The following is a 15,361-nucleotide window of genomic DNA, read 5'->3' on the forward strand; positions in this document are numbered from 1 at the left end:
ATCAGGCGCCCTTGAACTGTTGCTGCAATTCCACCAGCGCCGGCGAGGCCGGGCTGATGCGGTTGCGGGTCTGGGCGTCGATCAGCCAGCCGCTGCGGTGCAGTTCCTTGACGATCGGATCGAGCTTGGCCTGGGTATCGCTTTCGCCGCGACGGGTCCAGATCACCGAAGGCGCCGGGTTGAGTTCCGGGGTAATGACGCGGTAGTCCTTCCACTCAGGACTGTCATTGATCAACGGGTTGATCAGCGTCGAGTCATGCACCGCCGCCACGCAGTTGTTGCCACGCAGGGCCAGCAGGGATTCGGAAGAACTCTTGAATGCCTTGAGCTGTGCGCCGAACTCAGTCAGCGGCTTCACGTAGCTGCTGCCCTGCGAAGTGCACACGGGCTGATCCTTGAGGTCTTCCCAGCGGGCGATCTTGCTGCTCTTGAGCACCGCCGCCGCGCCGCCAATACGATAGAACGGGGTCGGCACAAAACCGAGGATCTCACCGCGCTCGGCGGTCCATTCCATATTGGCGATCAGCAAGTCGACCTTGCCCTGTTGCAGGAACTGCACACGGTTGGCCGGCAACACCGGCACCAATTGCACCTCTGCCTTGAGTTGACGCCCCAGTTCGTTGGCCAGGTCGACGTTCAGGCCCTTGGGCTTTTGCGTGGCCGGGTCAATGCTGCCGAATGGCCCGCCAGACAGCAGCACGCCGACCACCAGCACATGACGCTGCTCGATCTTGTCCAGGGTCGCATCGGCTTGCGCCGCCACGCTGCTGCCCAACGCGATGATCGACCCGAGGGCCACCGGCAACCATTTTTTCAACTTCATTGGACTTCCCCCTGGCAAATGATCGGCGTACCCCGACCTGATGGAGGGGCATGCTAGGGAGAGTGTGGGGGCAACGGAAATGCAAATATCTCATATCGTTATAACTTGCCGTGTCTGCACAACCTACAATTACGACATATGCCACTATTTACGGGGCGCGCTAAAAATACGCTTCACCCATACATAAATATCTGTAATGTTTAACTTCACACGCTTGATATAAAAACCGCCTCTGGAGCCGGCCATGTCGACCCTTGACCTTGAACTGCTGCGCACCTTTATTGCCGTGGTCGACCACCACAGCTTCGCCGGCGCCGGCATGCACCTGTCGCGCACCCAATCGTCCGTGACCCAGCACATGCAACGCCTGGAGCAGCAAGTGGGGGTCAGTCTGTTCGAGAAGCGTGGCCGGCAAAAGCAACTGACCGAGCCGGGCTTGCAGTTGCTGCGCCATGCGCGGCAGATGCTGTCACTGAATGACGATGCGTTGAATTCGCTGCGTGAGAGCAGCTTGAGTGGTGTGCTGCGTATTGGGTCGCCTCACGATATTGCTGACACGATCTTGCCGCCGATCCTTAGCCACATTGCTCGCTCGGCGCCGCGTTTGCGGTTGGAGATCGATGTGGGGCGCAGTCCGTTTTTGATGGATGACTTGCATCGGGGCAAGGTGGATATGGTGATTTCCACGCGATCTGATCCGAACCTTGAGGGGTTTGCGTTGCGCACATCGCCGGTGTGGTGGATTTGTTCGGCCCAGTATATTCACCAGCCAAGTGAGCCGTTGCCGCTGATTCTGGTGGATGAACCGAGCATTTATCGGCGTTATGCGTTGGAGGCGTTGGAGCGGGCGAATATTCCTTGGCGCCAGGCGTATCTGGCTTCGAATTTGATCGGGATCAAGGCGGCGACTCGGGCGGGGTTGGGGGTGACGCCGCGGAGTATGGAGATGTTGGGGCCGGATATGCGGGTGTTGGGGGAGACGGATGGGTTGCCGCGGTTGCCGGAGGTGACGTATTACCTTTGGATTCGGCCGAATACGGCGAATCCGATTGCCAGGAAGGCTTATGATTTGATTCGGGGGAGTCAGGGGTTGTGATTGGGGGCATATCCGTTATTTGGGTGATGGCTGAAATAGGTTCCGCCCTTACGGCGGGTCACTTTGGAAAAGAGCCCCAAAGTAACCAAAGGGCTCTTGCCCCAACACTCGGCACCTCGCTCACGCTCGGTGTGCCCGTAATCCGACAGTGATTTGGGGGGCCGCCGCCACGCGCCATCCATGGCGCGGGGCGGCTAAACCGGCATCCCTGCCGGTTTACCCCCCAAATCCCTGCCGAATTCCGGCCAGCGTGTTTAACGGGGCGCCTAAGATCAAGATCACAATCAAAAGCAGAGCGCGGCGGCCTAATAGCCGACCGAAACGTTGAAGCGTGTGCGTTTTCCTGTGGGAGCTGGGCTTGCCCGCGATGGTCGTCAACGATGATGCAAAAAAACGGGATACACACCAACGTATCTACGATGCGAAGCGAGTCGCTCTTGCTCTGGCTTTTGATCTGAGGCGCCCCGTCAAACACGCTGGCCGAACGCAGGCTTGAATCCGTGGGTAACCCGGCAGGACGCCGGGTTAGCCGCGCTGGGCCAAGGATGGCCCATCGCGGCGGCCCACGGATTCAAGCCGGAGTGAGGGCACACCGAGCCTAGGCGAGGTGCCGAGTGTTGGGGCAAGAGCCCTTTGCTTACTTTGGGGCTTTTCCAAAGTGAGCCGCCGTAAGGGCGGAACCCTAAGCAGCCGTTACCTAAATAACGGATATGCCCCAACCCACATGTCCAATCATGCCCCTGTCCGCCTCTCGCCACACCCTCAACAATGGCGCATCCTAAAAAGCACAAAGGCTCACCATGAATGACCACATCGAATTCACCCACCTGGAAACCGAAGCCGACCTCATCGCCAGCTTCCCAGTCATGCACCAACTGCGCCCCCACCTCACCGACGCCCCAGCATTCGCCGAACAAATCCAGCGCCAACGGCAAAACGGCTACCACCTGCTGGCAGCAAAAGAACGCGGCAAGGTAATCGGCCTCGCCGGCTATCGGCTAACCGAAAACACCCTGTACGGCCGCTTCATCTACGTAGATGACCTGGTCGTAGACGCCACGCAACAAAGGCGCCGCCTGGGCGAACACCTGCTGGACCGCGTACGCGAAGAAACCCGCGCCCGAGGCTACCGCTGGCTGGTACTGGACACCGGCATGCACATGGCCCTGGCCCAGCGCTTCTATTTCCGCCAGGGCCTGCTGCCCCTGGGCATGCACTTCTCCCAGGACCTGAGCCAATGACCCGCGCCCTGCTCCTCAGTTTCAGCCCCCACGGCAAAGCCGCACAGACCTTCAAACTGGCCCGCGCCTTGTTGCGCGACCTGGTACCCGACGCCGCGGTGACCGAGCGTGACTACGGCGGCCAGGCATTGCCGCCCCTGACCCGTGAATATGCCAACGCGCTGACCACCCCCGGCGGACTCAGCGGCAGCGCCACGGCACTCTCGGAACAATTGATTGTGGAATTGGAAGCCTGCGACCTGCTGATCCTGTGCACCCCCGTGCATAATTTCACCGTGCCGGCGGCGCTCAAGGCCTGGATCGACCATGTGGTGCGCATCCAGCGCAGTTTTACCGTGAATGAACAGTTCGCCAAAGTCGGCTTGCTGCAGGACCGGCGCACCTTTGTGCTGGTCAGTTCAGGTAACGCCCGCAAGGGCCATGAGCCGGACTTCCTGACCCCGTACATGAGCACCATCCTGTCGACGGTGGGCATTCACTCGGTGGATTTCGTCTACCTGCCGGCCATGGTGCGCGGTGAAGAAGCGGTCAACCGCGCCCTGGAACAGGCGCACCGGCAACTCGCGGTGGCAATCGGCTCTGGCCTATAAAAATAATGGCGCTAGAATCAGCGCCATTCTTGCGCCTGACTTCCTGATACGAGCCCCCCATGAGCTTTGATTTCGACACGATCCACCCCCGCCTCGGCACCGGCAGCACCAAGTGGAACCGTTACCCGCAAGACGTGTTGCCGATGTGGATCGCCGACATGGACGTCGCCGCCCCGCCCGCCGTCCTGCAAGCCCTGCACGCGCGCCTCGACCAACAGGTGCTGGGCTACAGCGTCGCCGGGCCGGATGTGCGCGAGGCAATCATCGCCGACCTGTGGGCCAAGTACGCTTGGCGCGTGCAGCCGGATGAGTTGCTGTTCCTGCCCGGCGTCGAGCCCGGCTTCAATATGGCGCTGCACGCGTTTGTAAAGCCGGGCCAGCCGGTGGTGCTGCAAACCCCCAACTACCGGCCGATTCGCCTGGCGCCGGGACACTGGAACCTGCCGCGCATCGAAGTGCCCTTCGAGCTGATCAACGGCGAATACCTCACGCCAATGCCTGCGATGCGCCAGGCGCTGACCGGCGCGGGTGCGCTGTTGCTGAGCAACCCGCACAACCCCATGGGCAAAGTTTTCCCGCGCGAAGAACTGCTGGCCGTGGCCAACGCCTGCCTGGAACACGGCGCGCTGATCATCTCCGACGAGATCCATGCCGAACTGTGCTTCGACGGCCGCCGCCACATCCCCACCGCCAGCCTCAGCCCCGAGATTGCCCAGCGCACCATTACCCTGATGTCGGCGAGCAAGGCCTACAACGTGGCCGGCCTGAAGACCTGCTTTGCGGTGATCCAGAACGCCGAGATCCGCGAGCGCTTCAATAATGCCCGTTGCGGCATGGTCGACAGCGTCAGCCCCCTGGGCCTGGAAGCCACCCGCGCGGCCTACAGCCAGTGCAGTGATTGGCTCGACGCGCTGGTGCAGTACCTGCAAAGCAACCGTGACTACCTGCTCGACGCCGTGCAAACCCGCCTGCCTGGCGTGGTCATGCATGCGCCACAAGGCACCTACCTGGCTTGGCTGGATTGCAGCGCCCTGGGCCTGGATGACCCACAGCAGTTTTTCCTGGAGCAGGCCAAGGTCGGCTTGAGCGCCGGGATCGAGTTTGGTGACGACAGCCAGCAATTCGTGCGCCTGAACTTCGGCTGCCCACGGGCCATGCTGGAAGAAGGCCTGCAACGCATGGAGCGCGCGCTGCGCAACCGTCAGGCCTAATTCACAACTTTTCGCAACGAGTGCCGAACCCCTGCTGTTACTGTTTTTGCCGACCGCCACAACCGGCTACAGCAGGAGTTCCATGGCATGACGACCCAGCCCCTCGATCGCTCGTCCGACCCCAAAGCCCTTCCCCGCACGCCGCCCAAGTCCGGCGCGCCGTTCCATGTGCTGCTCAAGAACAGCGCCAATAACAAGAAGGTCGAGGCCCACGACAAGACGCCGTCCGGGTTGGATGCCAGCAAGAAGGACGGCTATGAGTTGGCCGCCAAGGACGCAACGCCACCGCCGGCACTGGCCGACTACAAGGCCATCGGCCCGCCCGATGAAGTCGGTCCGGGGTTGATTCGTTATGAGACCCAGGACGGCAAGAAAGTCATCGTCAGCGAACAGGACAGCCCCGAGCTGTTCAAGCAGGTCAGTACCGACTTCAAGTCCCTCTCCGGCGTCGTCGCCAGCCAGAATGCCGGCTACCAGAGCCTCGGCGCCGATGGCAGCGCCCCGGCAAAACTCGCCGACTACAAATCCCTCGGCCCACCGGATGAAACCGGGCCAGGCGTGATCCGCTACGAGACCCAGGACGGCACCAAGGTTGTCATCAGCCAGCGCGACAACCCCGAGGCGTTCCAGAAAGCCAAGGACGCCTATGCCAGCTTCACCGGCCTGTCCACCAGTGAAGACGCCGGCTACAAGCGCGCCAGCGACAATGAAGTGTGGCCACCCTACGGCGGCACGGCGGTTGGCCCGGTCGATGAAGTCGGCCCAGGCCTGATCCGCTTCGAAAGCAACGGCCAGAAGATGGTGGTGGCCCGCGACGACAACCCCAAGCTGTTCGATTACCTGGCCGGCCTGCACGAGGTCTACACCGATCCCGGCAAGAAAGCCGTGGTGGAAGGCGAGCTGAACAACGGCGCGGTGCTGGCCGACGCCAATACGCCAGTACCGGGCCTCAACGATTACAAGAATTTCAACTGGAACAACGACCAGAAAGACAACATCCTCACCTATGAACTGCATGACGGCACCAAGGTGGTAGTGTCGGCCGACGTCAGTCCCGAGCTGTTCAAGAGCGTCGCCACCGCCAATGACACCTGGGCCAAGATCCACACCAGCGAAGGCGAAGGCTACAAGCTGGCCGGGCCGAATGACTTCCTGAAGAACACCGACATCACCTTCGGCTCCCCGGACGAATTGGGCGACGGCCTGATCCGCTACGAGACCAGCGAAGGCAAGGTCATCGTCTCCAAGGAACTCAGCCCACAGCTCTACGACGATGTCGCGGCCAAGTGGGAAGCCTGGAGCGCCAGCTCGGTGGACGACACCCGCGCCAAGCACAACCTGCCCAAGGCCGATGAGCTGGATGTGCTGAACCTGGACACTGGCGTGCATGCCGATGAAAAGGACGATAAGTCGCCCACCCTCAGCGTCAGCGAGTTGGCCACCACCCAACTGATCGACACCTACCGCGAAGGCGTGAAAAACGGCTCGATCCCCAAGGACGACCCACGCGCCAAGCTGGTTCGCGCCCTCGAAGCCCAGGCGGCCTACCAGAACGGCCACGGCATCACCGGCTACGAAGAGGCCAAGCGCCCGTTCAACACCACCTGGCGCGAATTCGATGACAAGCAGACCGAGCTGACCTCGGCTGACATGCACGACATTATCGACGGCAAGGCCGTGCAAAAGCAGATCGGCGAGCTGTTCAACGACCCGACCGTGCAGGCTGACTACAAGTCGAAGATGGACGAGGCGATCAACAAACTGCCCAACAAGGACGAGATCAAGCAGAAGCTGCTGGACCTCACCTCCAACCCGGATTACGTGCTGTACCTCAAGGACCTGCAAAGCCAGGGCAAGACCTTTGAAGCGCAGAAAGACCTCAGCGATACCCTGACGTCGTTGTCGCTGTTCGACCCGGAAGCCGCGAGCAAGGCCGCGCAGAATATCCAGGCCGACGGTTTGACCACCGACCTCAACGCGATCCTGTCGGACCCGAGCAAGATCTCCGACGAGAACAAAGAACTGGCGACCAAGGACCTGTTCGGCTTGCTCAAAGGCGTGCTCAAGGGCAACGTGCTGGACTTGCCGCGCCGTACCCAGGAAACCCTGGAAAAATTCCTCAACGAGGGCCTGCAAGGCAAGGAAAAATCCGCCGCTGTCACCAAGGCCCTGGAAGAGCTGGGCGCCGTCTACCAGAAAAACGGTGCGATCAGCGAAGCCGACCTGAAAACCGCCTTGAGCAAACCCTACATTCCGGTGGCCGATCGCGGCATGCTTGGCGAGGTGTTCAACACCCTCAACAGCAAGGGCATCCTTGGCTCCCTGGGCGCCGGCGTGAGCCTGTTCTCCGGGATTTACCAACTGGTGGGCAAAGGCGGCAAGCTGGGTGAAACCCCGGCGCAGCGCATGACCATCGCCAAGGACTTCCTGAGCTTTGCCGGCGGCTCCAGCCACTTCGTGCGCCTGGGCGACAAGATCGGTGAAACCCTGGGCAAAGGCGGCCTGGTGGACTTCCTGGGGCTGGACAAGACCTTACCGGAGATCTGGGGCAAGACCGGCATGCAGGAGCCGAACTTCGAGTTCCGCGTCAGCGAATTGCCCTCCGAGGTCAAATCCAAGATTGCCACCGCCCTCGATGCCGTGCCGGACAGCCAGTACGACGGTATCGCCAAGATGTTCGGCGACGGCGACAAGGCAGTCACCGAGGCCACCGAAGGCCTGGCCACGCACCTGGATGACGGCCTGGCGGCTGCGGGTGCGGCCAAGCTGGGCGCGTCTAAATCGGCGAAGATCGCCGGTTCCGTGATCAAGGTGCTCGGCCCGGCCACGGACATTGCCGGCGGTTTTGCCGACATCGTGTTGGGTGCGCTGGCGATCAAGAGCGGCGTGAAAGACAAAGATCCCCTGGCCCAGGCGGCCGGCGGCCTGCAAGTAGCGGGCGGTGCGTTTGGTGCTTCGGCGGGCGTACTGGGAGCTGCGGCGCTGTTTGGCGCGGGCACGGCGGCGGCGTTGACCGGGCCGTTGTTCCTGGTGGGCGTGGTGTTGGCGGTGGTCGGCGGGATCATCGGCTACTTCGTCGACCACAACAAAAAGCAGAAGGCGACCGAGAAGGAAAACGACTGGTACCGCGACCTGGCCGGCGACGGTCTATTGCAGGACAACTGGGCTGACAAAGTCGAATACGCCCACTACGAAATCCACCATTACGGTGGTCGCGACGCGCCAACCGACGACAGCATCTTCCGCTTCCAGCAGTCGGAATGGGAACACTTCGACGAGACCCCGCAAAAAGGCGGTTCGTCGAGCAACCGGCTGGATGGGGGCTTGCACAAGGACTACGAAGACCCGAACAAGGCGCCGAAGAACTTGCCGACGGACGCACCGCCAGAGAAACCGGAGCCACATCCACCGGGTGGTAGTGGACCGAAAATCGCTTGAGTCATGAATGCCCCCGCCTGAGTGCGGGGGCAGTCATTTATAACTTGGCAATGGACACTTCGGTGGACTTCACAAACGCAATCACCTCACTGCCCACCTTCAATTCCAGGTCACGCACCGAACGGGTGGTGATCACCGAAGTGACAATGCCGGACGCGGTCTGCACGTCGATTTCCGACACCACTTCCCCCAGCAGGATTTCCTTGATCACGCCCTTGAACTGGTTGCGCACGTTGATCGCTTTAATGGTCATGTCGGCTTTCCTTTTGGCTGTTGGGTCAATCCGCACGAATGCGCAGGCCTTCAAAATGCGCCATCGCCCCGAACATTAAAAGGAATATATAACTCTTTATTTATTCGATACAGATATATGAGAGCTGTTGCCCAGCCAACAGTACTTCAACAATCTGCCCTTTCCCAACACAGTTTAATGCCTCCTGAACCCTGGAAACACGCCTCCAAAGTACATGGCACAGAGACTGCATATTCCTATAAAGCATGATGGAACATGCAAACCAAATTTTCTGAATATAAGAAAAACCTTCTCTCAACGCCTTGCCGGAGCTGTTCCATGAAAGCCTTCACCCAACGCCTATTCGGCGCCTGCGCCCTCGCGCTGTGCCTGCAACCCCTGGCCCACGCCGCCGACACCGATCCCGCCGAAGTCAACCTCGACTACGCCTATTACTCGCCCGTCAGCCTGGTGCTCAAGCATTTCGGCTGGCTGGAACAAGCCTTGCCAAACTCCAAAGTGGGCTGGGTGTTGAGCCAGGGCAGCAACCGTTCCCTGGAATACCTCAACAGTGGCGGCGTGGACTTTGCGTCATCCGCCAGCTTGTCGGCGGTGCTGAGCCGCGCCAACGGCAGCCCGATCAAATCGGTGTACGTGTACAGCCGCGCTGAATGGACCGCACTGGTGGTGCGCAAGGACTCACCGTTCAAGACCGTCACCGACCTCAAGGGCAAGAAAATCGCCGCCACCAAGGGCACCGACCCGTACTTGTTCACCCTACGCAGCCTGCAACAGGCCGGGCTGAAAAAGGACGACGTGGAACTGGTGCACCTGCAACATCCGGACGGCCGCACTGCGCTGGAAAAAGGTGACGTGGACGCCTGGGCCGGTCTCGACCCGCACATGGCCGCCAGTGAAATCCAGGCCGGTTCGCGCCTGCTCTACCGCAATAAAGACTTCAACAGCTACGGCGTGGTCAGCGTCACCGAGAAGTTCGCCAAGGCGCATCCGCAGACCATCACCAAAGTGCTCGGTGCCTATGAAAAGGCGCGGGATTGGGCGGTGAAGCACCCGGATGAATTCGCCAAGCTGCTGGCCGACGAGTCCGGCCTGCCGCTGGAAGTGGCCAAGCTGCAACTCTCGCGCACCGATTTGAGCACGCCGTTCCTGAGCAGCAAGGACGTGGTGGCGTCCAAGGCGGCCGCCCCGATCCTGGTGTCGGAAGAACTGGTGCGCAAAGGCGTGAACGTGGACCAGGTGATCGACCAGTTGATCGACACCTCGTTCGGCCATTAAGGAGCCCGTGATGACCAGCAAAACCCAAGCATTGCCCCTTGCCGCACCGGTGGTGATCAACCGCAGTGCCTGGCCAAGGCGGCTCAAGGGCCTGGTGTTGCCGGTGCTGATCCTGCTGGTGCTGGAGGTGGTGGTGCGCGTGGGTTGGCTGCCGTCGTACCAGATGCCGGCACCCAGCGAAATCGCCGTGACCCTCACCGACCTGGCCGAAGGCGCATTGTGGAAACACATCAGCGCCAGCCTCGGCCGGGTACTGTTGGGCTTTGCCATTGGCGCCAGCCTGGCCCTGGTGTTTGCCGCCTGGGTCGGTTTGAGCCGCGAGGCCGAAGCCTACCTGGAACCGACGTTTGCCGGGCTGCGTTCGATCCCGAGCCTGGCCTGGGTGCCGCTGTTGCTGCTGTGGCTGGGCATCGACGAAACCTCGAAGATCGTGCTGATCGCGATTGGCGCGTTTTTCCCGGTGTACCTCAATGGTGTCGCTGCCATCCGCGATATCGACCGCAAGCTGGTGGAAGTCGGGCAGATGTACGGTTTCAGCCGGTGGCGGCTGGTGCGTCGGATCCTGCTGCCCGCCGCCCTGCCCGGCCTGTTCACCGGGTTGCGCAGTGGCTTGAGCCTGGCGTGGATGTTTCTGGTGGCAGCCGAGCTGATCGCGGCGACCAAGGGCTTGGGTTACCTGCTCAGTGATGGGCGGGAGACTTCGCGGCCGGATATCGTGCTGGCGGCGATTATCGTGTTGGCGCTGTTGGGCAAAGTCAGCGATGGCCTGCTCGCGGCGCTGGAAACGCGTTGCCTGGCCTGGCGCGATACCTTCCAGGGAGCCGGGCAATGAGCGCGCAACCGCTGTTGGATATTCATGTCGCGCGTAAAAGCTTTGCCAGCACCACCGTGTTGAAAGACGTGCGTTTGGTGCTGCAACCACGGGAAGCCGTGAGCCTGCTCGGCCCCAGCGGCTGCGGCAAAAGCACCTTGCTGCGCATCGTCGCCGGCCTGGAAACGGACTTCCAGGGTGAACTGCACAGCCCCGATGGCGAAGTGGCCTTTGTGTTCCAGGAGCCACGGCTGATGCCCTGGCTCACGGTGGAACAGAACATCGGTTTCAGCGATGACAGCCACTACGACAAGGCCTGGATCACGCAGTTGATCGAGGAAGTCGGCCTCAAGGGCTTTGCCCAGGCACTGCCCAAGGCATTGTCCGGCGGCATGGCGCAGCGGGTGGCCATTGCGCGGGGGTTGTATTCACGGCCGCAGGTGTTGCTGCTGGATGAGCCGTTCAGTGCAGTGGATGCCTTTACCCGCATGAAGCTGCAGGACCTACTGCTGCAATTGGCCGAACACCATGCCATCGCCTTGTTGCTGGTGACCCATGATGTGGACGAGGCGCTGTACCTGAGTGACCGGGTGCTGGTGATGGACAACCGACCGAGCAGCATTCGCCAGGAATTGGCGGTGAATCTGCCGCACCCGCGTGACCGGCGTGATCCGTTGTTGGCGCAGCTCAAGGCGCAATCCTTGACTGAGCTGCAACGGGCCCACGTGATTTAGACGACCTTGCGCAAGGTCACCCAATACCGCGTCCGCGCCTGCACCTCCAGCCCCAGACTTGAGGCCAGCAGGTTGAGGATGCGGTCGGTGTCGTCCAGGCGGAAGCTGCCGGTAACCCGCAACGAATCCAGGCTCGGCTCCCAGCGCAACACACCCGGCCGATAACGCTCCAGCTCCCTCAAGAAGTCACCCAGCGTCTGGTTCTGCGCGGTCAGCACACCATCGCGCCAGCCGAGTTGCAGCACATCGAAAGGCACCCAGGTCCCTAGGCCGCTGGCTTTGAGCGGCGCTTGCTGCCCACCTTGCAAGGTCGCCATCTGCCCGTTCAAATCGCGCACCTGGACCGAACCCTTGAGCACCGACACCAGGCAACCTGCGGCCAGCTGCCGCACACACACCTCAGCCTGGCTGACCCGCAGCTCGCCGTAGCGTGTATGCACGGTCATCGCCGTCGTGCCTGGCACATTCAACGCCAGCTCGCCTTCCACCAGGTTGATGCGCTGCTGCGTCAGGTCTATGTCCACCGCCGTCGCGGTATTGAGCTGCAAGCTGCCGCCATCGGCCAAGGACATGCGTTTGCGCTCGCCGGTCGCAGTATGCAAGTCGGCACGCCAGGTCTCGATGGGCAATTGGCGGCTGATCAACCACGCGGTCGGCACCAGTGCAGCGATCCCCAGCGCACGCTTGAGCACGGCACGGCGTCCCGGTTGTGGACGGTCGAGGCTGGCCATCGCCAAGGCCTGGGGCAAGTCGCTGAAACGCTGGCGCAGGGTCTGGGCTTTTTGCCAGGTCTGTTCATGCTGGGGGTGGCTGTCACGCCAATGCTGCAACGCGGCGTGATCACGCTCGGTGGCCGCACCGGACTCCAGCAGCGCCAACCATTGCGCGGCGGCGCGGGCGACGTCGCGGCTCACAGGTCCACCAGCAGGCAGTGTTCGTAGGCCTGGGCCATGTAGCGTTTTACGGTGCGTTCCGACACGTCCAGGCGCTCGGCGATCTCTCGGTAGCCCAAGCCTTCCAATTGGCTCCACAGGAAGGCTCGGCGGACCAGCACCGGCAAACCATCGAGCAATTCATCCAGGGCTTGCAGGGTTTCCAGCACCAGCCAACGCTGTTCGGGCGACGGCACGCAGGTTTCGGGGAGGCTCGCCAAGGCCTTCAGATAGGCCTGTTCAAGGCTGCGCCGCTGATGAAAATTCACCAACAGGCGCTTGCCGACGGTGACCAGATAGGCACGCGGCTCCTGCATCTGCGCAATCGGCTGGGCGCTGGCGAGCACCCGCAAGAACGTATCCTGGCTCAGGTCAGCCGCATCCCAGGCATTGCCCAGGCGCCGGCGCAGCCAGCTTTCCAGCCAACTGCGGTGGTCACGGTACAGGCTCGACAGCGTCAGTTCAGGGGCGAGGGTCGGAACAACAGCATCATTCATGGCAAGCGACCTGCGCGGCGCGAGTGAGTCTCAAATGAGATTCATTCTATTTAATATCGTGCCGACGCACCATGCCCTTTACACATCGCGTTCAAAGCATCGCGGCCTTCTGTTGCAACAAGTCGATAAACAACCCCAGCTCGCGGCTCACCACTTCGCCCTTGCGCAACAACATGCCAAACGGCGCCAGTCGCACGTCGAGGGCCACCGGCAGCGCCACCACCAGGCCCATTTTCAGGTAATCACGCAGTGCACTTTCGGACAGCACCATCACCGCGTCGGTCAGCTGGATCAACTGCTGCATGGAGTAAACCGAGCTGCATTCGATGATGTCCGCCGGGCTGGGCAGCGCTAGATCCTGCAGCGCCTGGTCGAAGCCGATGCGCGCCGGGCTGGTTTGCGGTTGCAGGATCCACGGCCAGTCGCGCACCAGTTCATCCAGCATCAACTGCTCACGCTGGGCCAAGGGGTGGCCCGCGTGCACAACCACCAGCAAGCGTTCGTTGCCCAGGGGTTCGAAGCTGTAGTGCTCGTTGTCGGTGGCGGCATTACGGCGCGAGATAGCCAGGTCGATGCGTCCCTGTTCAAGCAACTGGATCACCTGGTCGCTGGTGTCGCCCATGATGCGGATACGCAGTTGCGGGTTCAGCGATTTGATCTGCGCGATGGAATCCATCACCAAGTCCGGCGCCGCCCCCATGATGGTGCCAATCGACAGGTAGCCGTAACCGCCCTGCTGTCGTGCCATCAAGTCTTCGGCACACCGGTCCAAACCGCTCAGCGCGGATTCGGCAAAACGGATCAACTCCTGCCCGAGCGCTGTAGGGCGCATGCCCCTAGGCAGACGCTCGAAGAGATCACAGGCAAACATGTCCTCGATTTCGCGCAGCATGCGCGTGGCGGCAGGCTGCGACATGTTCAGCGCCTGTGACGCACGGTGCAGGTTTTGGCTGGAGCTCAGCGCAACGAGCATATGCAGGTGCTTGTAGCGCAGGCGGTTGAACAGGCTGGGAGAGATCGCGGGACTGCGCATTTTTATCCTTGTTATCGATACCCTGAGGTTATCACTTGTAAGCGAGATTCGATTTGTAGCGTATTGCTCGGCCGCCGTACAGTCCGTCCCATAAGAACAAAACATCGGACGCCACTATGAAAACCCTCCCCGCGCCCCTGCTCGCCAAGATTTCTTGGCGACTGCTGCCCTTCCTGCTGTTGATGTACATCATGGCCTTTCTCGACCGCGCCAACGTCGGGTTCGCCAAACAAGCTTTCCAGGCCGACACCGGTTTAAGCGACGCTGCCTTTGCGTTTGGCGCCGGCGTGTTTTTTGTCGGCTACGCGCTGCTCGAAGTGCCGAGCAACCTGATCCTGCACCGCGTCGGCGCCCGTCTGTGGATGTGCCGCATCATGGTCAGCTGGGGCCTGATTTCGGCGGCCATGGTGTTTGCCCACAACGAAACCAGCTTCTACGTGCTGCGCTTTTTACTCGGTGTGGCCGAAGCCGGATTTTTCCCCGGCGTCATTCTTTACCTTACCTACTGGTTCCCCCAGGCCGTGCGCGGCAAGGCCATGGGTTTCTTCTATTTCGGTGCGCCGCTGGCCTTCATCTTCGGTAGCCCGTTGTCCGGTTTGCTGCTGGAAATGGATGGGTTTGGCGGCATACACGGCTGGCAGTGGCTGTTCGCGGTGGAAGGCCTGATGGCGACCGCAGTAGGCATTTGGGCCTATTGGTACCTCGACAATCGCCCCGCCGATGCCCAGTGGCTGACCTGCGCTGAACGCCAGCAGATCCAAAGCCTGCTGGACAGCGAAGACCAGCACAAAACCTCCCACGGTCGCAGCCTGCTCACCGTGCTGTGCCAACCCGCGGTGTTGTACTTGTGCCTGGTGTACCTGCTGATCCAGGCCAGCGTCTACGGCGTGGTGTTTTACCTGCCGACCCAAGTGGGCGATCTGCTCGGCACCAAGGTCGGCTTGATGGTCGGGCTGGTCTCGGCCATTCCCTGGCTCTGCGCACTGTTTGCGGCCTGGTGGATTCCCAGCTACAGCGACCGTACCGGCCTGCGTCGCCAGACCGCCTGCCTGACCCTGCTGATGGCTGCAGCGGGCATTGCCTGCTCGGTGACCTTCGCCAACCCGCTGCTGGGCATGCTCGCGCTGTGCTTTGCCGCCTCGGGGTTCATCGCGGTGCAACCGGTGTTCTGGACTTTCCCCTCCAGCTACCTGGCCGGCAGCGCTGCCGCAGCCGGCATTGCACTGATCAATTCCTTCGGCGCCCTCGGTGGCTTCATCGCACCGGTCATCAAGCACTGGGCCGAAGGCGCCTTCAATTCCCCGGCAGCCGGCCTGTACCTGCTGTCCGCCACCACGGTACTGGCTGCATTGCTGGTGCTGGGCATCCATTCACCCGGCCGCACCGCGTCGAAAACGCCGGCCACTGTTTAACGCCAGGAGTCACAT

Annotated in this window: 14 protein-coding genes; 9 read left to right on the forward strand and 5 right to left on the reverse strand. The window is 61.6% G+C overall.

Annotated elements, in window-relative coordinates:
- Nucleotide 1: 1 nt before the first annotated feature.
- Nucleotides 2-823: a transporter substrate-binding domain-containing protein gene (locus H096_RS23025; RefSeq protein WP_033901634.1), complete on the reverse strand. Its 822-nt coding sequence runs from the start codon at nt 821-823 to the stop codon at nt 2-4.
- Between the two features lie 244 nt (nt 824-1,067).
- On the opposite strand from H096_RS23025, the gene H096_RS23030 reads away from it, so the two are divergent.
- The 5 genes from H096_RS23030 to H096_RS23050 all read left to right on the forward strand — a co-directional run bounded on the left by H096_RS23030 (nt 1,068) and on the right by H096_RS23050 (nt 8,399).
- The gene (locus tag H096_RS23030) at nt 1,068-1,919 is read left to right on the forward strand and encodes a LysR substrate-binding domain-containing protein (RefSeq protein WP_033901635.1); all 852 of its coding nucleotides are present in this window, start codon (nt 1,068-1,070) and stop codon (nt 1,917-1,919) included.
- A gap of 800 nt (nt 1,920-2,719) precedes the next feature.
- Entirely contained in the window at nt 2,720-3,160 is a 441-nt protein-coding gene (locus tag H096_RS23035) for a GNAT family N-acetyltransferase (RefSeq protein WP_033901636.1), read from the forward strand.
- Nucleotides 3,157-3,750: an NAD(P)H-dependent oxidoreductase gene (locus tag H096_RS23040; RefSeq protein ID WP_033901638.1), complete on the forward strand. Its 594-nt coding sequence runs from the start codon at nt 3,157-3,159 to the stop codon at nt 3,748-3,750. The genes H096_RS23035 and H096_RS23040 overlap by 4 nt, the downstream gene beginning before the upstream one ends.
- A gap of 59 nt (nt 3,751-3,809) precedes the next feature.
- Nucleotides 3,810-4,961 carry a MalY/PatB family protein gene (locus H096_RS23045; RefSeq protein WP_033901639.1) on the forward strand — a complete coding sequence of 384 codons (1,152 nt, stop codon included), beginning with the start codon at nt 3,810-3,812 and terminating at the stop codon, nt 4,959-4,961.
- An 87-nt stretch (nt 4,962-5,048) separates the two neighbouring features.
- Nucleotides 5,049-8,399, forward strand: coding sequence for a hypothetical protein (locus H096_RS23050; protein WP_033901640.1), 3,351 nt, complete (start codon nt 5,049-5,051; stop codon nt 8,397-8,399).
- Nucleotides 8,400-8,436: 37 nt separating this feature from the next.
- Here the strand turns inward: H096_RS23050 and H096_RS23055 are convergent, their stop codons facing one another.
- Nucleotides 8,437-8,652 (reverse strand): TOBE domain-containing protein, encoded by a 216-nt coding sequence (locus tag H096_RS23055; protein ID WP_003173733.1) that lies wholly within the window; start codon nt 8,650-8,652, stop codon nt 8,437-8,439.
- Nucleotides 8,653-8,970: 318 nt separating this feature from the next.
- On the opposite strand from H096_RS23055, the gene H096_RS23060 reads away from it, so the two are divergent.
- The 3 genes from H096_RS23060 to H096_RS23070 are packed head-to-tail and all read left to right on the forward strand — an operon-like array spanning nt 8,971 to nt 11,472.
- Nucleotides 8,971-9,927 (forward strand): aliphatic sulfonate ABC transporter substrate-binding protein, encoded by a 957-nt coding sequence (locus H096_RS23060; protein ID WP_033901641.1) that lies wholly within the window; start codon nt 8,971-8,973, stop codon nt 9,925-9,927.
- Between the two features lie 10 nt (nt 9,928-9,937).
- The gene (locus H096_RS23065) at nt 9,938-10,759 is read left to right on the forward strand and encodes an ABC transporter permease (RefSeq protein WP_033901642.1); all 822 of its coding nucleotides are present in this window, start codon (nt 9,938-9,940) and stop codon (nt 10,757-10,759) included.
- Nucleotides 10,756-11,472 (forward strand): ABC transporter ATP-binding protein, encoded by a 717-nt coding sequence (locus tag H096_RS23070; RefSeq protein ID WP_033901643.1) that lies wholly within the window; start codon nt 10,756-10,758, stop codon nt 11,470-11,472. The genes H096_RS23065 and H096_RS23070 overlap by 4 nt, the downstream gene beginning before the upstream one ends.
- On the opposite strand, the gene H096_RS23075 is transcribed toward H096_RS23070, so the two are convergent.
- The 3 genes from H096_RS23075 to H096_RS23085 form a co-directional block, all read right to left on the reverse strand.
- Nucleotides 11,469-12,386: a FecR domain-containing protein gene (locus H096_RS23075; protein WP_033901644.1), complete on the reverse strand. Its 918-nt coding sequence runs from the start codon at nt 12,384-12,386 to the stop codon at nt 11,469-11,471. The two genes, H096_RS23070 and H096_RS23075, sit on opposite strands and share 4 nt — an antisense overlap.
- Nucleotides 12,383-12,901: a sigma-70 family RNA polymerase sigma factor gene (locus H096_RS23080; RefSeq protein ID WP_033901645.1), complete on the reverse strand. Its 519-nt coding sequence runs from the start codon at nt 12,899-12,901 to the stop codon at nt 12,383-12,385. Before H096_RS23080 ends, H096_RS23075 begins: the two co-directional genes overlap by 4 nt.
- Nucleotides 12,902-12,992: 91 nt before the next feature.
- The gene (locus H096_RS23085; protein ID WP_033901646.1) at nt 12,993-13,934 is read right to left on the reverse strand and encodes a LysR family transcriptional regulator; all 942 of its coding nucleotides are present in this window, start codon (nt 13,932-13,934) and stop codon (nt 12,993-12,995) included.
- A 116-nt stretch (nt 13,935-14,050) separates the two neighbouring features.
- Between H096_RS23085 and H096_RS23090 the strand changes: the two genes are divergently transcribed.
- Complete coding sequence (locus H096_RS23090; RefSeq protein ID WP_033901647.1) at nt 14,051-15,346, forward strand: MFS transporter; 1,296 nt, start codon at nt 14,051-14,053, stop codon at nt 15,344-15,346.
- The last annotated feature ends 15 nt before the right edge of the window (nt 15,347-15,361 follow it).

Source organism: Pseudomonas sp. FH1 (genome assembly GCF_000510895.2).
Taxonomy (GTDB): Bacteria; Pseudomonadota; Gammaproteobacteria; order Pseudomonadales; family Pseudomonadaceae; genus Aquipseudomonas; species Aquipseudomonas azotoformans_A.